The organism is Chryseobacterium bernardetii (genome assembly GCF_003815975.1).
Taxonomy (GTDB): Bacteria; Bacteroidota; Bacteroidia; order Flavobacteriales; family Weeksellaceae; genus Chryseobacterium; species Chryseobacterium bernardetii.
In genome coordinates this window covers 2,689,420-2,708,347 of record NZ_CP033932.1, presented here as the reverse complement: position 1 = coordinate 2,708,347, position 18,928 = coordinate 2,689,420, and the positions used below count along the sequence as shown (strand labels likewise).

Annotated in this window: 20 protein-coding genes and 1 tRNA gene; 10 read left to right on the top strand and 11 right to left on the bottom strand. The window is 33.7% G+C overall.

Annotated features, from left to right (window positions below; translation table 11 throughout):
• Positions 1–151 precede the first annotated feature (151 nt).
• Positions 152–2,125, top strand: coding sequence for a tetratricopeptide repeat-containing sensor histidine kinase (locus EG339_RS12475; RefSeq protein WP_123870328.1), 1,974 nt, complete (start codon positions 152–154; stop codon positions 2,123–2,125).
• Positions 2,115–2,753 (top strand): response regulator, encoded by a 639-nt coding sequence (locus tag EG339_RS12470; RefSeq protein WP_123870327.1) that lies wholly within the window; start codon positions 2,115–2,117, stop codon positions 2,751–2,753. The genes EG339_RS12475 and EG339_RS12470 overlap by 11 nt, the downstream gene beginning before the upstream one ends.
• Before the next feature lie 46 nt (positions 2,754–2,799).
• On the opposite strand, the gene EG339_RS12465 is transcribed toward EG339_RS12470, so the two are convergent.
• Complete coding sequence (locus EG339_RS12465; RefSeq protein ID WP_123870326.1) at positions 2,800–3,234, bottom strand: hypothetical protein; 435 nt, start codon at positions 3,232–3,234, stop codon at positions 2,800–2,802.
• Positions 3,235–3,584: 350 nt separating this feature from the next.
• On the opposite strand from EG339_RS12465, the gene EG339_RS12460 reads away from it, so the two are divergent.
• The 3 genes from EG339_RS12460 to EG339_RS12450 all read left to right on the top strand — a co-directional run bounded on the left by EG339_RS12460 (position 3,585) and on the right by EG339_RS12450 (position 6,205).
• Positions 3,585–4,223, top strand: coding sequence for an alpha/beta hydrolase (locus EG339_RS12460; protein WP_123870325.1), 639 nt, complete (start codon positions 3,585–3,587; stop codon positions 4,221–4,223).
• Between the two features lie 123 nt (positions 4,224–4,346).
• The gene (locus tag EG339_RS12455) at positions 4,347–5,672 is read left to right on the top strand and encodes a PDZ domain-containing protein (RefSeq protein ID WP_123870324.1); all 1,326 of its coding nucleotides are present in this window, start codon (positions 4,347–4,349) and stop codon (positions 5,670–5,672) included.
• Between the two features lie 5 nt (positions 5,673–5,677).
• On the top strand, positions 5,678–6,205 hold the full coding sequence (locus tag EG339_RS12450) for a hypothetical protein (RefSeq protein WP_123870323.1): 528 nt from the start codon (positions 5,678–5,680) through the stop codon (positions 6,203–6,205).
• On the opposite strand, the gene EG339_RS12445 is transcribed toward EG339_RS12450, so the two are convergent.
• The 4 genes from EG339_RS12445 to EG339_RS12430 form a co-directional block, all read right to left on the bottom strand.
• A complete protein-coding gene (locus EG339_RS12445; RefSeq protein WP_185147646.1) occupies positions 6,198–7,241 on the bottom strand; it encodes a L,D-transpeptidase in 1,044 nt (347 codons plus the stop codon). The two genes, EG339_RS12450 and EG339_RS12445, sit on opposite strands and share 8 nt — an antisense overlap.
• Before the next feature lie 111 nt (positions 7,242–7,352).
• Positions 7,353–8,111, bottom strand: coding sequence for a response regulator transcription factor (locus EG339_RS12440; RefSeq protein ID WP_123870322.1), 759 nt, complete (start codon positions 8,109–8,111; stop codon positions 7,353–7,355).
• Positions 8,112–8,761: 650 nt separating this feature from the next.
• Positions 8,762–9,274, bottom strand: coding sequence for a hypothetical protein (locus EG339_RS12435; protein ID WP_123870321.1), 513 nt, complete (start codon positions 9,272–9,274; stop codon positions 8,762–8,764).
• A 2-nt stretch (positions 9,275–9,276) separates the two neighbouring features.
• A complete protein-coding gene (locus EG339_RS12430; RefSeq protein ID WP_123870320.1) occupies positions 9,277–11,325 on the bottom strand; it encodes an IgGFc-binding protein in 2,049 nt (682 codons plus the stop codon).
• Positions 11,326–11,688: 363 nt separating this feature from the next.
• On the opposite strand from EG339_RS12430, the gene EG339_RS12425 reads away from it, so the two are divergent.
• The gene (locus EG339_RS12425; protein WP_123870319.1) at positions 11,689–12,093 is read left to right on the top strand and encodes a transposase; all 405 of its coding nucleotides are present in this window, start codon (positions 11,689–11,691) and stop codon (positions 12,091–12,093) included.
• Between the two features lie 82 nt (positions 12,094–12,175).
• Here the strand turns inward: EG339_RS12425 and EG339_RS12420 are convergent.
• The 6 genes from EG339_RS12420 to EG339_RS24270 form a co-directional block, all read right to left on the bottom strand.
• Positions 12,176–12,249 (bottom strand) — tRNA-Asp (locus tag EG339_RS12420).
• A gap of 465 nt (positions 12,250–12,714) precedes the next feature.
• Positions 12,715–13,536 (bottom strand): SMODS-associated NUDIX domain-containing protein, encoded by an 822-nt coding sequence (locus EG339_RS12415; RefSeq protein ID WP_002981076.1) that lies wholly within the window; start codon positions 13,534–13,536, stop codon positions 12,715–12,717.
• Positions 13,533–14,417 (bottom strand): AAA family ATPase, encoded by an 885-nt coding sequence (locus tag EG339_RS12410; protein WP_002981077.1) that lies wholly within the window; start codon positions 14,415–14,417, stop codon positions 13,533–13,535. Before EG339_RS12410 ends, EG339_RS12415 begins: the two co-directional genes overlap by 4 nt.
• A gap of 2 nt (positions 14,418–14,419) precedes the next feature.
• On the bottom strand, positions 14,420–14,929 hold the full coding sequence (locus EG339_RS12405; protein WP_002981078.1) for an HORMA-1 domain-containing protein: 510 nt from the start codon (positions 14,927–14,929) through the stop codon (positions 14,420–14,422).
• A gap of 8 nt (positions 14,930–14,937) precedes the next feature.
• Positions 14,938–15,924: a CBASS oligonucleotide cyclase gene (locus EG339_RS12400; RefSeq protein ID WP_002981079.1), complete on the bottom strand. Its 987-nt coding sequence runs from the start codon at positions 15,922–15,924 to the stop codon at positions 14,938–14,940.
• Between the two features lie 261 nt (positions 15,925–16,185).
• The gene (locus EG339_RS24270) at positions 16,186–16,362 is read right to left on the bottom strand and encodes a hypothetical protein (protein WP_002981080.1); all 177 of its coding nucleotides are present in this window, start codon (positions 16,360–16,362) and stop codon (positions 16,186–16,188) included.
• Positions 16,363–16,528: 166 nt separating this feature from the next.
• Here EG339_RS24270 and EG339_RS12395 point away from each other — a divergent pair, with 166 nt between their 5' ends.
• The 4 genes from EG339_RS12395 to EG339_RS12380 all read left to right on the top strand — a co-directional run bounded on the left by EG339_RS12395 (position 16,529) and on the right by EG339_RS12380 (position 18,924).
• Complete coding sequence (locus tag EG339_RS12395; protein ID WP_002981081.1) at positions 16,529–17,224, top strand: hypothetical protein; 696 nt, start codon at positions 16,529–16,531, stop codon at positions 17,222–17,224.
• Positions 17,211–17,555 carry a hypothetical protein gene (locus tag EG339_RS12390; protein ID WP_002981082.1) on the top strand — a complete coding sequence of 115 codons (345 nt, stop codon included), beginning with the start codon at positions 17,211–17,213 and terminating at the stop codon, positions 17,553–17,555. Before EG339_RS12395 ends, EG339_RS12390 begins: the two co-directional genes overlap by 14 nt.
• On the top strand, positions 17,548–18,348 hold the full coding sequence (locus EG339_RS12385) for an ImmA/IrrE family metallo-endopeptidase (protein ID WP_002981083.1): 801 nt from the start codon (positions 17,548–17,550) through the stop codon (positions 18,346–18,348). The genes EG339_RS12390 and EG339_RS12385 overlap by 8 nt, the downstream gene beginning before the upstream one ends.
• A gap of 354 nt (positions 18,349–18,702) precedes the next feature.
• The gene (locus EG339_RS12380) at positions 18,703–18,924 is read left to right on the top strand and encodes a hypothetical protein (RefSeq protein ID WP_027374968.1); all 222 of its coding nucleotides are present in this window, start codon (positions 18,703–18,705) and stop codon (positions 18,922–18,924) included.
• The last annotated feature ends 4 nt before the right edge of the window (positions 18,925–18,928 follow it).

Genomic DNA, 18,928 nt, shown 5'->3' with positions numbered 1-18,928 from the left:
TTTCGCTTCTGCAAAGCTATTAGAGTCATGAAACTTTATCAATCCTGAAAATTGTGTAATTTTTTCTACCTAAATTCAGGTATTTTTTATGCTGAAATTTTTAATTAAATTGAGCGTTTTTTAAAAATAAATTCTCCAGAACTGATACCTGATGAAGAGATTACTGATCCTATTCAACATATTACTGGCTTTCAGCGTACAATCACAACAACTGATTCCGCTTAATGAAAAGCCCTACTTAGACAGTTTACAAAACATTCTTAGAAGTAATGGAACTACAAAAGCAAAAGCAAATACCAATTTCCTTTTGTCGAATTATTACAGGAATATGGATTCCGTTTTAAGTAAAAGATATCTGCAAAACGGTAAGGCATTTATTAAAAATGATCCTTTTCTCTCTGCCAAATATGATTTCTACGAAGCGCAATATAATCTGGACAGAAATAAAGGAAAAGCTGCCATCGCTTATCAAAAGGCTATTAAAGCATTATCACAATTCAAAAATGAAGAATCTCATCTCCTTCAGGCAGCTGCCTGGTATAGCTATGGAGTAACCCAGAAAGACAAAGAAGGCTACCCTTTTTTAGTAAAGACCATTCTTGAAAAAAGTATTCCATTGGCTAAAAAATATGAGAATAGCAGCAATCTTGGGCTTTTGTATACCCAGCTTGCCGTTATTCTTACTTACAATGCAGAGTTCAAAAAATCTGAAGATTATAATACTAAAGCATTAAAAATTCTTGAAAAGCATTATCCCCATTCTCCTGAACTATTTTTTACTTACTTAAATCTGGCTAATAATTTTTGCTATCAGGCCAAAGGAGATGAAGCTAAAAAGTTTTTGGATAAGGCAGAAATACTCATCAGCCCTTATCCGGATTCTTCCGTTAACGCTTTCTACTATTATAGCAAAACGCTTTATTTTATTACCAGACAAAAGAATCCTGAAGCATTACCTGTTATTGAAAAGGGACTTTTTTATGCTAAAAGATTTAATCAGAATCTACTGGCACAGATGTTTTATTTCAATAAATATGATATTTTAAGGAAACTGAAAAGATATAACGAAGCTAAGGGTGCGTTAGAAGATGTTTTAACAGAAAAATCACTTGCTCTTGACCTTAATAACAGAAAAACCATTTATAAACAGCTTTCCTCTTTAAATGAAGAGATGGAAAATACAAAGGAAGCTTTGGTTTGGGAACAGAAATATTCTAAACTTAACGACAGCCTGAATACTGAAAATGTAAAACTTGAGATCAATAAAATTGAGGCTAAATATAATGCTGCGGAAAAGGAAAGAAAAATAGCTACATTAAATGCGGAAAAGAATCAGAAAGAACTTGAGGTAAATAAGAAAAACTCTTATTTATGGGGGCTAAGCCTTATTTTATTATTGGTTATAAGCCTTCTGGTCTTCCTGTATATCATTTTTAGAAAAAATAAAAAGATTTCTGAGCAAAAGATTAACGATATCAGACAAAAGGAAGAACTCTCATTAACAAAGGCTATTCTTGAGGGAGAAGAAAGGGAAAGAGAGCGTATTGCAAGAGATCTTCACGATGGCTTAGGCGGAATGCTGGCCGGAGTAAAAATTAATTTTTCAACGTGGTCTGCCAGCCATCTGGATGCTGCAAAAGATCAGGAGTTCTACAAAATTTTGGGGCAGCTTGATAATTCTGTAAGTGAACTTCGGCACGTAGCAAGAAATCTTATGCCTGAATCCTTGCTTAATTTTGGGCTGGAGACCGCTCTGAACGACCTTTGTGAATTTTACAACAGAAAAGATATAGACATAGACTTCCAGGCGATCAATATTGAAAAAAAACTGCCTTTAAATATCCAGCTTAATATTTACAGGATTGCACAGGAGCTATTAGCTAATGCCATCAAGCATTCTGAAGCCACCAGTATTTTATTACAATGCTCTCAATCTGAAAAAGATTTTTTCATAACTATTGAAGACAATGGAAAAGGGTTTGAAAGCACTAAAGCACAAAAAACAAAGAGCATGGGACTCCGCAATCTGAAGAACAGGGTTGATTACCTGAAAGGAACCATGGAAATAAGTTCAGACAGCCAAGGTACAACCATTAATATAGAACTCAACATCGATGGAGAATGAAAAAATAAATATTGTTATCGTAGACGACCACCCTATCGTCATTGAAGGATTGAAAATGATGCTGAAAAGCCAGCCTTCTTTCAATATTCCTGAAACATTCATTTCCGGTTCGGAAATTATCCGCTTCATTGGCAGCAATAAGGCAGATATTATTCTTTTGGATATCGCTCTGCCTGATGCCAATGGCACGGAATTATGCAGGGAAATCAAGAAAATATCTCCTGAAACCTCAGTCATTATGTTCAGTAACCGGTCTGAAAGAAGCATCATTATGCAGGCTATTCAAAATGGAGCCAGCGGGTATCTCCTTAAAAACACCTCCATTGAAGAATTGGTGATATGCATCCAGGGAGCGTTATCCGGAGACATCGTTTTTTGTAATGAAACCAAACAGATCATCAGCAGGCCTTCTCAAAATGACATTCCTATTCCCAGACTGACCAAAAGGGAAAAACAGATCCTCCATCTTGTAGCACAGGGTAAAACAAGCAATATGATCGCAGAAGAGCTTTTCTTAAGTCCACTTACTGTAGATACCCACCGTAAGAACCTGCTTCAGAAATTCCAGGCTAAGAACTCAACGGAACTGGTAAATCAGGCTATAGAATATAATCTGATTGAAAAATAAAAAAACCGCTCCAAGAGCGGTTTCTATTTTATATAGTAATTTTTATTTACGGTTCAAGGAAGCTGTAAGCAACTTTTACAACCTGATTGTCGCCTTTTCCTGTAACTTTAGCTGTTCTGGCAACTTCACCATCTATTAAAAGAGTAATTGTAAGTTCAGAATTTGCTTGTGGCAACATTGCATTAGCAGCAAAATTGATCTGGGCCTGGCTGGAATTAACCCACATTTCTCCGCTGGTCCAACCTTCTTTTAAAGGAGCAGTAGGAGTACTGTAGATAGTATTCTGGGCAGTTCCTACCTGAGTTACCACAGAGATGAGTTCTGATCCTGTAGTAGCTTTTGCTACAAACTGAACCACGTGATCCTGAAATTCATCTTCGTCATCTTTTTTACACGAGTTAACAACAGTAATCACTGAAAATAACAAAACGAATAAAGAAGAAAGTCTAAGTAAACTTTTTAAATTGTAAAATTGCTTCATTTCTCCAAATAGATTTTTTAATGTTCCAAATATAGGTTTTTTATTAATATAAAAATATCTTTAATAAAAATTTTACAACATTTTTTTATAAAAAATATCAAATCAGCAAAAACAAAATAAGCTTAAAAAACTCAATAATACAACGTAATTCTTTAATTATTAAACATGAAACATCTTTATCTCCAGAATTATTTTAATCCTTATAAAAGGCAAACAATACCCACAATGGAACTCTCGTGTTTTTATTAAAAAGCAGCTCTTAATTTTAACTTATGAAATGATTGTATACTCCTTTACGGCAAACATAAAAGTTAGGATTTACAATCTAATTTATTAATTATATTTGCTGTATGAATTTAGATTACATAGTAAGAGAGCCGGAAAATATAACCTCTTCTACTCCTATACTTTTTATGCTTCACGGCTACGGCAGCAATGAGCAGGACCTCTTCAGCTTTAGAGAAACCCTTCCGAAGGATTGGATTATTATCAGTTTCAGAGCCCCAAGAGATACTCAGTTTGAAGGATATTCATGGTTTGATATCAATTTCAATGATCCTGAAAATTATATCGACGTTCCTCAGGCTAAGGAATCTTTAAATGCTGTATTGGAAAGTATCTTAAAAATAGTAAATAATTACGGGCTTACCGAAAGCAAAGTACATTTATGTGGATTCAGCCAGGGAGGAATATTATGTTATGCACTGGCATTGAAATATCCCGAATTATTTACATATGTTGCCTGCCTGAGTGCTTATACGGAAGAGAAAATCCTGGACGGAATTGTGAGGGACAAAAAGAAACTGGAAAAACTCAGGTTCTTTATATCCCACGGTACAGATGACGCTGTTATCCCGATTGATTGGGGTAGAAAGGCTGCTGAACTGCTTTATGACCTTAACTGCTATTTCACATTCAGAGAATATATGAGCGGGCACGGTGTCAATCAGAAAAACTACATGGATTTAATGGATTTTTTCTCAAAATAATCTTCTGTTTCAATTTTGAAACAAATTCAACAGAAATAAAACATCTGTTGTTCTTTATACAAACATTCCTGCTTTTGGAATGTTTTTTTATTACAATAAAGATAAATTCAGTAAATTCAGTAAATGAAACTGAAGCTACTTTTACTGGGTTTATTATTGAGCATTGTTGTCCATGCCCAGAACTCTTTCCGGCTGATCAATACCCCAAAAGCAGTCATTCCTTTTCAGCTTATCAACAATCTTATTTTCATTCCCATCAATATAAATGGAGCTAACCTTACTTTTATGGTGGATACCGGAGTAGCGGAAACCATTTTATTCAGTTTGGAAAACAAGGAGCTTCAATTGGGAAATGTTGAAAAAATAAAATTTTCCGGGCTTGGAGGAAGCTTAAGTATAGACGGATTAAAATCGGACCGTAATCTGGGAAGAATTGGTGATAATATCATCAATAATTCTATGTCTCTCTATGTAATTCTTGATGAAGAATTTAATATATCATCCCATGTGGGAATTCCTGTAAACGGCGTTATCGGGTATCACTTTTTCAAAGATCATCCTATTGCTATTGACTATATTTCTAAAAAAATAACAGTCTATGAAAATATAGATGCTTTACAAAGAAAAAGAAGAAAATTTGATGAAATGCCGATCAGCATTGAAAATAATAAGCCATATATTAATGCCGACGTAGAAATGACCCGTGAAAAGAAAGAATCTAAACTTCTGATTGATCTTGGAAACAGTGATGCTATCTGGCTATTCCCTACCCTTATTAAAGATTTTGTTTATAACAGACCTAATATTGATGATTTTCTTGGCCGTGGATTCAATGGAGACATTTATGGTAAAAGAAGCAGGATCCATAATTTTTATCTTGGTGATTTTAGATTTGAGAAACCTCTTACCGCAATGCCTGACGAATACTCTATTCAGCATGTAAACCTGGTAAAAGACAGGAAAGGCTCTGTAGGCGGTGAAATAATGAGACGGTTTTATCTCATTTTTGATTATGCTAACAATAAACTATATTTGAAAAAAAACAGGAATTTTGATGATCCTTTTCACTTTAATATGAGTGGACTGGATTTCAAACAGGATGGATTGGAATGGCAGCAGGATAGGGTTAAAATTGAAACTCAGCCCATGTCTGGCACAACTAACGCAAATGAAGTGTATAAAGACGCATTTCAATATAAATTTAGCCTGAAGCCTATATTTTCAATTGCAGGCGTGAGGAAAGATTCACCAGCTTATGAAGCAGGTTTAAAGAAGGATGATAAGATTATCAGCATCAATGGTGATAAAACATCAGACATGACGCTTGAGAAAATTCTTGAAATTATGAAATCATCAGAAGGGCGAACAATCACCATGGTAATTCAAAGACAAGAAGAAACACTGACTTTCCGCTTTAATTTGGAAGATCCGATTCCTTATCAAGAATAAATAATATGACAACTGAAGAAACAACCTTAGACAGAATAAGAACAAGGCCAAGATTTAAGATGTTTACCCATCTTACCAAAGAAGAGTATGCACAAAATCTGAAAAAATACCTTGCTGAACATAAAAAAGAATTTTCCGGCAACATCAATAAGGAGGTTGCTACCATCTGGGTGGAAACAGAATATGACAATTACTGGAAACCCCGTCTTGCTTTACGTGTTGAAATAGAAGATGAGGAAACGGTAATACGAGGCGTTTTTGGCCCCAGTTCTGCAGTCTGGACATTTTTTATGTTCCTTTATTTTTCCTTTTCTATTCTTTGGATGACCTTCTTTACCATGTATTATGTGGAAAAACAAATAAAAAGCGCTGAATACCCTTGGGCACTGAGCGCTTCTTTTGTCATGCTATTTTTTATTCTTCTCACTTATGTTGCTGCAAGATTCGGACAGCATAAAGGGAAAGATGAAATGCTTAAATTAAGACAATTTGCTGAAGAATCCACTTTACAGTTTGAGAAGAAAATTATTTAGATAAAGTATCTGTAGCCCTTTCATTCTGAATGGGAGCTGCCATTGCTTTAGCTGTTTTAATAGAATCAGCTACTTTTTCCCTGTTGGCCTGCTCTTTCAGCATTTTTGGAACATCCGGTTCTAATAATTTTGTTAATTCTTCTACAGATATATTATTGGCATTAGGATCATCAAGAAGCTTTTTCCATGGTTTTCTTCCTCCCCAGTTATAATCACCAAATACCATTACTGCAGTACCTCTTGCCTTTGTGGTAGCACCACCAGGATTCAGAATCCAGGTATCAGCATAAGAATACAGCCATTGGGCATCTTTTCTCAATAATCTTAAACAAGAGTGGGATGCAGGATATCCCGGAAGTGTATATTCATGCCATCCGATACCGCCTATATTATGGATATTGAAGTTGTAGGGAAGCTTCCATTCACTGCTCACTGTAGAAATAGACAGTTTCTTTTTCCAATTGGCAAAAGTTAGCCCTCTTGTGGTCTGTGCAGACTTTTTTCCCATACTTGTTGGCCCCCATTTAACAAGGCTTCCATTAGAGTACACCGCATAGGCCTGAATAGGATATGAAAAGATCACAAATTTCTTTACGCCACTTAATACATCAAGCTGCATAGGAAATGGTGAATACGCCATCAAAGTAGTGTCTATTTTGGCTGGCACCACCAAGGTATCAGCATTCCATTTACTTTTAGAATCCAGCCTGTTTAACGCTAAAATAGCGGTACGCTCCTGCTCGTTATACTTTTTACTGAATTCCGCATATACAGAATCCCGCAGTTTTTTATCTTTCGGAATAACAAAGGCATTATAAAAACCATTCTCCTGCATCATTGGCGGTACTGATTCTTTTTTCACCACAGGCACTGAATCTTTCTTTACAGTGTCTTTTTCTGTTTCCGGGATTTCGGAAGCAGACACTGTGTCTTTAAAAGTATCGCTGATTTTTTCTATTTCTTTCTTACATGAAGTAAGCAATACTGCACATAAACAGGCATATAGAAATGTTTTTTTCACAAATATGTTCTTCATAAATAAAATAGGTCATTTAGTTTGGCTACCCAGTACAAATATCAGACCTAAATTTGAATCCTAAAAGACATTCTGAAAAATACCGTAAAAAAACGGTAATTCTATATTTTTTTAAAGCAGTTTATTGGTTTTAGCGTAAGATAAAGCTTCAGCAATATTGCTGACTTCAATTTTTTCAAAAAGTTTTTTACGGTGGAATTTTACAGTATCAGCTGTAATAAAAAGCTTCTCAGCTATTTCACTGATCGTTAGACCACTGGCATACAGACTCAGGATCTCATGTTCTCTGGAGGAGAGTTTTACTCTTTCATCCTTCTCCCATTTATCTGCTGTAAGATCGTATCTCCAGATTTCATCAGAACCTTCCTTACTGAGTACTACGTTTCCGGAAGAGGTATTATTGGATAATGAAACTGCGCACAGTGCTTTCCATACCTGACCATCTTCTGTAAGGAACATAGGGGTGAGTTTATGGTTCACCAGAATCATATTTTTCTGGCCATTGATCAGATAGAAATCATAGGAAATATAGTACAGTTTCCTATCCTCTACCGGAATTTTATCATAAAATTTAAAACCAGCCTCATTAATTTTAATCAGCATCTCTACGTCCTCCGGCTTCACATTCTGAAAATAAAATGCATACCCAAGGTTCTTTACCTCTGCTGAGGTTTTTCCGCATAAAAAAAGAGGATTTTCTGATACATATTCAAATCCTTTTGTCTGATAATTGATAACATACAGACTCTGGTAAGTGGTTCTGGCAAGAGCTTTTACAGCTTCAAGATATTCTCCGTCCTGGCTGAAATCTATATCAGCATCTTTACTGACCTCATTTTTTTCGTTAAAAAACCTTTTAATTTGTTCCATAGTTTAGAAAAGCTCTTTCGCTACTACACTAAAGTATAGTTTTTAGCTTCAATACCACAAATCTACACAAAAGTGTAGCAATCTTCAAAATACCGTGATATACATTTGCAAATGATTTGCATGATTGTACCTTTTCAGGAAAACGTTAGGATAAATCTGAAAGCAATCAGAAAAATACACCAACAATGTTATCAATAACCATGATATAGAAGTTGCCAGAAATTCGGTCCAAATAAGTTGATTCGTCAAGTTTTTATCGTAAAATAACTCAGACAATGACACCTAATTCAGACTAAATATTAAATAATTGACCGAATTAAAAGCAACATCAACGATCAGCCTTTTAAAAGCATAAATCTCTGCTTACAAACTGATCACCCACCATATCACTGATTTTTACTATTACTGTCCTACAAGGCAGTAATTTTTTTATTCTTATATTACATTACGTAAACATATATTTTTTTGCTTAGCCCCAACTTTTACGCTTGATCCGAGATTTGAGACTTTGAATATAACTTGGAAAAGCCCGCATTATCAGGCTTTTTCTTTTGGTTTCTCAGAAAAATAAAAGTTTAAACAGGTTTATTGTCTAATTTTATATCAACCTGTTTTAGGCAGACTCAATATTATAATTGTATAAATTTACGCTAATCAATATTTCCCCAGAAAGCCCACGAGGTGCCATTATAAAAACAGACTAACTTCAATACAGGATCGTAGCACATCATACCTGGACTTGGTGATTTTACGTTGGTTGCCGGATCTATTACTTTTGGTAAAATTAAAGCTTTGTCCTGAGATTCAAGAATCAACACCCCTTTTGCATCAGAATCAGAAGCTCCAATTATTATCCCTTTAGATTGGTTGTTCTCTGCGCCGGGAAGTAATGTTCTTGAAGTCCCTGTTTGGCCGGTTAACTCAATCCAGGTTATCCCATTATAATATTTTACTCTTGAAGTTGTACCATCAAAAATAAATGTTCCTTCAGAAACATCTGTCATACTAGTATTATCAGCAACCTGTGGAAGTATAATTCCTTTTGTGGTCCCAATAGGAAAATCTATCAATCCGCTACCATCAATAATAGTTTTTTCAAATCCTATTTGGGCTTTTATTGGAGAGGATAAAATTATCAGTAAAAATAAAATTATTGCTTTCATAATTAGTTACATGTTTGGTTAATACATCCCCATTTTGTTCCATCGTAGATTTTAAGACATATATCATCAGTATCAAAAACAATCATCCCGTCAATAGGATTTGTAATTGATGTTTCGGGATCAGAAACCCTAGTGATAACAACACCTTTATCATTTGATTCTAAAGCAATAAAGCCGTTATTAATATCTGCTGGCCAATTTGCTGTACTTTTGGAAGCTCTTGTTGAAATACCAATTTTTGTAATTTCAGGAGTTCCTGTTGCTCCTGGTTTATAACAAGGGCATGCATAGGATCTTACTACATTTGAATAAAGGACACAACCTCCAGGAACTGTTATTATAACATTATAATCTGCTGAGGTAGTATCTCCGGCAGGTATTGCATAACTATTCGTGGTTGCTCCAGCAATCAGTGTATTGTTTTTGTACCATTGATAGCTTCCTAATCCTGAGCTTACAGATAATGATGAATTCCCAGTATTTCCTGTACATGGCCTTATAGTAGGACTGTTTGATACTGATATATTTACAATTGGAGATGTTCCGAATCCTGAGTAATATCCTCCAAATCCAGCATTTCCACTAGCTCCTATTAGTTCAGCCTGTATCGTTGCAGCAGAGCTGACCCTTAAATTTTTAACAGTCGCTGTTCCACCTGCTGCATTAGCAATATCATATCTGTAACTTCTCCAGTTAGGATTTCCCGGTACAGCAGTACCTCCTGCTACTATAGGAGCTATGGCAGCACTACCTGATACTGTTACTACAGGAGCGTTTGCGGCCCCGCTTGCTGCCAGCACGGCAAGTTCTGTATTCGGATAAACAGTACTACCAATCTGCTTGGCATCGGGTATCATATTCACTGAGGTTTGCCCAAAACATGAAATAGGAGGGATAAACATAAAGCTATTTGTAGCAAGAGAACTGCTTCCAAAAATCTTATGAAATACATAAACGGCTTTATTGGTTTTTATATACATGTTTTTATTAGTAAAAAAAGTAGCAGGTACTATTGCATAATCCCCAACATTAGCTAATGTATAACTTGGATTAGTATTAGCATTCATTGTTATTGTAGTATTGGATTCTGTAGCAATAACAATGACCCTTTCATAAACTCCTCCATTGCCTTGCATCACGATATATTCGTTTCCTAATTGATCCACGGGCACTAATTGGTCTACAGCAAAATCACGGCTGTCTGATACTGTTCCTGTATCTACACTGCCCTGCTGCATTAATCCTCCTACAGTAACCGCAATATTCTTATCTGATGATATTTTGGCTCCTAACCATCCTTTATCCTGTAAACTGAATGTATTTATCTTCACTTTAGCATACAATATGAAAGATTGCCCTTTTTGAAGTGTTCTGGTAAAAGTAGTCCCTGTAAGAGGGGTTGCGTTAGCTCCGTTAATGAATTCTGTTCCCGAATCGATATTATTAATAGTAATTATTGTATTATCTTCTGTTGCCATTATAGACACCATGTTTCCTACCTCAGGAACTTGAGTGGTAAATTCATTCGGTGTTCCGCCCCAAAAGAAGTTTTTCCCCAGTGCAACCTTACCTTTTGTAAGTGAGGATCCGGCTTGAGACGGATCTGCTCCCCTGTAATTGACAAAAAAGTCAGATGTCGACTGGAAAATCATTCCCCCGACATTAGCAGGAATAATAGTTCCTGCCCTGGTAGTTGCAACTGTCATGGGTGATGTTCCTGGCGCTAAAACAACATTTGAAGCATTGATAACTGATAGCCTTAGCGGAGAGGTGTTGGAAAATGTAACAACACCATTAGTAACAATACTACTGGTAGCAGCATTAATATTGTAGACCGATAATCTTGGGATAGTCGTTCCATCAGCCATTCTTATCGTTACAGATATATTACTTGCCGATGGAGTAGACAAATAGATATATTCTTCACTAATAGTTGCTGCAGTTGAACCATATGCCCCGAACACGATAGGCTGTAGATAATGTGTATTATCCAGTTGGCAATAAAAAAATTGTGTAATAAAAAAAACTATTAAGAAATAAAATTTATTCATTAATTTATAAATATTACCAAAAATAATAAATAAAATATAATTTATTATATATTTATATAAACATTATTTTAAATTTTAATTAATATAATTATTTTTTAATTATAAATTTCAAAAAAATGAATGAATTAAAACACTGATTTTGATAAATTCATTATCTAAAGTAATGTAATTTAGTTATTTACATATTCTACTGAATACATGAGGGATTATTATAAACTTTTACTCAAAAATTTTATAATAAAAAATTAAGTGATTGATATAGATCAGGCATCGCTGGGAGGCTATTGAAATGGAAACAATCCTTTTAACAGTCACTCAGCTGAAACAGAAGTTTTTGCAAACGGAGATACCCGGAAACAGCTCCTGGCAAGAAGCAGGTATTTACTATATAAAAGCCGTGAGAAATGGACTCTGTCCCAGAAACAAAGAGCTTCGATCCTTTTTACCCAGTATCCTGATCTGGAACAGGCATATGGGTTGACTGATGGACTTAGAAAAATTTATAACCAAAATATTTCGAAATCTGTAGCCATGACTAAACTGGCCCATTGGTTTAGAAATGTGGAAGAAGCAGATTTTAAATCTTTTTCTACCTTAAGAAAAACAATAATGAATCGTTATAGAAATATTCTCAACTACTTTGATCAAAGAAGCACCAATGCTGCTGCTGAATCTTTCAATGCGAAAATAAAAAACTTTAGAATGCAGCTCAGAGGAGTAAAAGACAGAACCTTTTTTATCTTCAGATTAGCTAAACTTTTTGCCTAGTCCCCAACTTTTGCGCTTGATCTACTGAAAATTGCTTTGAATTGTTAATAAAAAAAGCCTTCTATTTCTAGAAGACTTTATGCGATCCGGACGGGACTCGAACCCGCGACCTCCGCCGTGACAGGGCGGCATTCTAACCAGCTGAACTACCGGATCAATTTTTTTAAAAAGAAATTGAGAAAAACTTTTGCGATCCGGACGGGACTTGTTCTTATTTGAAAAACTCCCTATCCATAAGCTTTATATCGTTCTCTTATTTTTAGGTCACCGAATAGGTCACTTTTTTAAATAAGTTTAAGATTGTTTGTTTTTACTGGTGCAAATATATGTCTTTTTTTAGTTTTTCCAAATAAAAGACCATTTTTGATCACTAATTTTTACTAAAACACAGACTTTCAAAGACAAAAAATTCCTCTCCATATTTTTCACTCTTAAAATAATAATCATGATAACAAAATTGTCAATTATATATTTGAATAAACGACATTAAAAAACTACGAAATTACTTTTGTGCTAATCTGGTTTATATTTGATAAATTGTAAAATTTTAATAAAGTAAATTCAATGCAAATTATCTCCTAATGATAACGTACTATGTCATAAAAATCAACAATTGATGTTTTATTTACTCCATTTTAAGTTTTGTGCATACTTTGTATGTGGTCCAATTTCATGTGGAAAAGATTTCGAACCGGTCTCATGACCTAATGTTTGAATAACTTCATCCGTAACCCAGATGTAATTTTCAGATGTTTTATTCTTTAAATCTTTAAGTAATGGCATTTGCTCATCATTAATTACTAAATCAAAAACTTCATAAATAAAAAGACCTTTACCTCCCATATCCAAATCAATTATAGGTGATTGAATTTTTTTCTTAAATCTATAGTCGATGTATCTAAAAGGCCGCCAGGTTAAAATTTCTGTTGCAATTAATTCTTCACAAAATTCTCTCCAAGGCGAAATCTCACGATCCTCCTTTGAATCAAACCATTTAAGAAATTCAATTAGATTTTTACCTTTTACATGAACACGCAGATCATTTTTTGCAATTCCCTTTTCAGTTTCAAATTTTCTATCAGGTCTAACATCTAATTCTTCGAATTTTCTTTCACAGCCAGGTAATGTTTTATAACAACCACCCACAGGCTGAAAATATTTTCTTGTTCTGCTTTTAACAAGCAAGTATTCATTTTCAACTTTTATTCTATACAGATATGAAATAGAAACACGAACATCAGTATTTTTTAACAAAACCTTTGACTGGAAATAAAACCCAAGTCTATTGTAGTTTTCATATACAAAAGTTACAATGAAGGTAAGTAATGTGATATATCCCGTAGTGGAATATTTAGATTCTGTCCAGTTTCCTTTTTCGATGTATCCTCCAACGATTAGAATAACAGACAGAATTATTTGTAGAAAGATAGGTCCTTTTTTCATACAATTTTAGGGCTTGGATTAAGTTTTTTAATTGTCTCGGCGACAGTTTCAAAATCTAAAGCTTTATCCGGGAAACATTTTGCAACAGCTTCTGGCAATATTCTTAATCTTATATCTGAAAAAGAAAAAGAAAGTCCATTGTTCGATTCCTCTCCTGACAGGTTAGCCAATTCCTCTAACTGCTTATCTGTAATTTCAACACCAGCGAGAGAGGTTTTAAAAAGAAGCACTCTTTCCTCAAAGGTGGGACGCTCAAATTCTAAAATAATTGCCGCCCTTCTCACAATAGCTTCATCAAGAAAATGCAATCTGTTTGTCGACATAAACAATATTGCTCGCCCATTTAGTTCACGAATTTCATCAATTTTTTGAATTAATGTATTTACAGCTGCTTTTTCTTCCTGATGCATCTGCATGGTAGATCTTGTCGAAGCAATTGCATCAGCTTCGTCAATTAGTAAAAATGCTATTCGTTTCTTACCTGCTTGAGTTTTTAGTTCAGCAAATGCATCATTTACTAAATTCCCCATTTGACCATGAAGACCTTCTCCTCTAACTCTTGTACTCAGTTTTAGAAAAAAACCTTCCTTTTTTAATTCCCTAAGCATTCTGTCCGCAATGGCCTCGGCAGAAACAGTTTTGCCTGTTCCTGCGTCACCTGCCAATATAATTAATGGATATTTTTCTTTCAGTTGTGAAATTACTGGAAGTTCTGTTTTATGAAATTTTTTGCTCCACTCAACAAGACCTTCTTGATCCAGCAAGAGCTTTAAGTTCGAAAGTATCCTATTATATTTGTTTTCAAAACCAATTAAGTGTTTAGCTCTTTCGGCAATTTCTCTACTAGGAAGTTCTGTTATATTATCAAAAATTGTACTCATATTTATTTAAAATTCTTTTTTTGTAATTCATATCCATTACTTGCATACAACTGTGCATCTGACTGTTGCAGATGCGGAAAATTAGTATTAATATCTGTACTACCCCAACTGAGTTTTAATTCCTTTTGAAAATTTGTTTTCTCTTCAGAAGTTAGGTTCCTCCATTTCTGAGTATGAGATAATATAATTGATAGTGAAGTGTTATCAGTATCTGGCCAATCATTATTTTTCCCAGCGCGTTCGCTGTCGGTTGCATCACCTAAATCATTTACAATAAATTTAGCTGCTTTCACTGGCAAACCCGTATTGGTATTGATCAAGGTTATGCTTACTGATTGTAAATAATATTTTTCTGCATATTTGAGCACATCATGGAAAACCTTATCTACGTATTCCATTGTCCACTTATTAGTGCGTCTGGCAATTGTTCTGATATCTGCCTCACAGCTTTCAAATGTTTTTCTTATATCAAGGACCGTATAAGTATTTGTTTTTGTATTTGTTCCGTACATAGTTTAATTTATTTAATGTTAAAGGTTGGACCGAAAACACTTTTCCATTCTTGTATAGTATCTCCTTCATTATTTCTTGCTTGAGCAAAGTTCAAAGTATCAAATGCCTCTTCAGCCTCTTCAATAATTTCGGCCCATCTTGGTTTGGTCATTCTCTTTGCAACATTATTTTCTTTATTAGTATTGTCAGCAACATAGATTGCTGAATCGTACTGTGTCGGAACACTACGAATGGAATCTTGAAAAATAATTTCTGGAAATTCAGTAGAACTTACAAATTCAAAAAAACGAATGATTCCTTCTTCGATATTTGTTTGGATTCCTTTATTTATGTCAAGATAGGCAACAATCAATTCAATCGTAAAAGAAGATAATCCTGGTTCATTATCAGAAGGTTTTAATTCTTTGTAATTTCTCCACCATTTTATAGCTCTTACAATTGAAGTGTAAGCAGAATTTTCTTGTCTTCTGTTAAGTGAAAAACTTAACTGCTTGGAAATACTGGTAATATACTTTTTACCATTTCCATGTCTGCTGGGTTGCCATACATAATCCTTTGGTGTGCTTAATGGGACTACAGGAACAATATCAACGCTTAGTCCGGAACCTGAAAAATAAATGGTTACCGACTTTGTGTTTCCAGCAGCATCCACATCTTTAGAAATGTCTTTTTGTGGATAAATTTCTTCCAAATATTCTACAATAAAATCAAAAAGCTTCCCAATGTCATTATGAATATCTTCATCACCAGTAACAAAAAGTACAAGATCAATATCTATGGGATGGTCTCCCGTAGGTTTCAAAATCGTATGTTTTTTCCACGAACCAGCGAGAAGATATTTCTCAACCTTTAATCCATGTCTGTCATCTTCAGCAATTTTTTTGTCTAATTTTTCTTTCAGGTTGTTTACCTGATCTCTATACTTGCCCATGTTTTCAGGCTGCAGTTTGATTTTACTAATAAAAAACTGTAAATCTTTGTCTGATAATTTCATTTTTTTTGTTTATTAAATTTATTACATCAAACTTTTCTCCTACAATAGCAGTAATGACAAACTGTCATAAAAGTCTGATTTTAATATAAATAGAGCCAAATGTAATTTTATTTTTCAAAAATATATTACGGAAATCCGTAAGCATATTATAATCTTTTAAAGAACCTCAAAAAACTACTAGCTCTTTCTCATTTATATAATGATATTAAAAATTGGTAAACTCCAAGTATCATTTTTAGGATACCTGGAGTTTAAATGGAGTTACTTTTCCTTGGTAACTCCTTTGAAGGGAGTGTTACTAGAAGTTTTTACATCCATAAATCTACCTGTAGCAGTATCGCGTTTCACCCAAGAATCTGTTTGTGGATTGTAGGTTTGTGAACGCCCTTTAACTGCTCCATTTCTGTGACCGTCTCCAGTCGGTTTGTTAGTTGCCATAATTAGTAAGCATTTTTTCCTTTAACATTCTAGGCCATAAAGGAATTGACCATTGAACAAACTTCAATCATATACTAATTCCATTAGAAAGATTTTTTTAACTTTGAAGTATATGAGCCTATCCACTCATATACTAATTCCATTAGTAATGCATTTTGGTATATAGATGAATGTAGAACAAAAAAAAACCGATGAAATAGTTTTTGAGACATTACCCAGTGATGAGCTTATAGATTATATTTCTTTTAAAGAAGAATATCCTGAAGAAGCTGCTGCAGCGTTTACCGAGTTTTGTAGTAGGTTTGAAAGAGATATTTTGCAAAAAGCAGAAATATATTGTAATAAATTTAATTACAGTGAGGTTGTTGCACTTGAAATAGCAACTTGTGCTTTTGCCCGCGTTTGGAAATATCACTCTTTTAATAAAAGTAAAGCCAAGTATCCGGATGATATTGATCGGTCGATTTTGTTATGGCTTTATCCAATAGTATATACTCAATTGGTAAAATATGGAGATTTAAATACCTGTGCGGAACCTGATGAAGACGATTTATCAATTGTAGAGAATATTGATGATCTAATTTCGTTAACAGTAGGAGACGATGATATACAAAAGAAAAGAGAGCTGAAAATTAGATTAGAAATCATTGAGAGAGCTATGCTTGGTCTATCTGAAAAACATAAGATTGTGTATCTTACATATAAAGCTTACGAAAATACCGGAAAAAAAAATATACCAAGGTCAGTGGGTAAAAAATTGAGAGACAGATTGAATTTAGTTCAAAATTCAATTCAGGTTTATAAAAAAGAAGCTAATGATCACATTAATAACTATCTAAAAGCTTTCAATGGGAATAGATAAAAAATATATAGGAAAGGTTACAGAGACTAACCTTGATGATTGGTTACATTCAACAGGTTTTTTATTTCCTCAGAATAAAACTCAGATAGAGAGGTTTAATAAACTTTATGAAGATTATGATTTTAAGTTGAAAAACACAGGTATTAATGTCAAATCAATTATTGATGGTTCTTTTTGCGTTGAAAAAGAATCAAAAATTATATCAATTGACACAAACTTAAGTCATGAAATAGAAAGTTTGAAAATGGTCGCCAGAAAAGGGCAAAGCAATATTTCTCAAAGCGTCTTTGACAAAATGAAACAGAATCAGAAAAAGAAGAAAGGTGATTGATAGCAGTTCCTTATCAAAAATTAAAAAGCTTGCTGGATCCATTAGTGGAAATTTCAATACTGAAAAAATAATTCCATTACATCTTATTGCAGAATCTGAGGACATTGAGGTATTTTATGATCATTATGACAAAGGGACTTTTGATGGAATGACTGTTTATGATGATAATGAATTTTATATTCATATTAATATAGATAATCATAATAGGTTTAATTCTCCGCGTTCTAGATTTACACTAGCCCACGAACTTGGGCACTATTTTATAGACACACATCGCGTTGGACTCAAACTGGGAATTTTAGAACCTCATCCCTCGAAAATTGACAGGGTTCAATTCGATAAAATTGAAAGAGAAGCAGATTATTTTGCGGCTTGTCTCTTAATGCCAGAAGAATCTTTTCAACGAAATTTATGGAAGAGAAAAAAATTTAGTTTTAAAGTGATTGATGAGTTAAGCAAGGAATATAATGTGAGTAAAACTTCATGTGCACTCAGATTTGCAGAAATAGGAAATCATCCTATCAAAATAGTTTATGCTGAGAATGGATTTGTGAAATGGCAAAAAAACAGTCAGGGCTTCCCTTTCTGGAACTTACTTAATGATAAAAAAGTTCCTGAAGGTTTAGCTATGGCTGATTATTTTAAAAATGTAAAAACTTCAATTGAAAATCCAGAAGAAATTTTTGCTATTGATTGCTTTGAAAATGTAAAATCCGAAGACTCCAGAAGAATTTTCTATGAACATTGTATAGTGTATGAAAATTGTGCACTAAGTATTATTTGGGAAGATTAAATATTCCTTAAATTGAAAAATCTAATCTAAATATGCTTTATACATTATGGTAAATATTCAAAATTTTAATCTAAAGTAAATTGAGTGACCTATATATTTGGAAGTAAAATATTATATTTTAATAAAAATCAACTCAATCATTTTTATAGAATTAAACTGGATAGAGTATAATAATATTTGGCGACTACATCCAAGTATATAACAACCTTATTTCAATTATCTAACGATGCTGTGTAAAAACTTCCCTTTCCCTTTTGATTTTAATGGTTTTATATATGATTAGAAAAATAAAAAGGAAAATAGGTATTTTGATATCTTAACAAGAGAAAAAATAATTAAAATATCTGATTTACTATGAGCGAAATGTCCGATTTTAAAAAGAATTATTTTAAGCATCTTGAAGAAGAAGTCACAGCAATATTAAAGGAAAATCAAAATATTGTATCTGTATTTATCAACTTTGCACAATCAAAGAATATTAATTTGATTGAACAGGAATTGAAATATGCTCAAATGTCAGGAATAACAGTTAACTCAAAAGATTTATTTTTAAAACTTAACGAGGATATTCTGTAGTGTA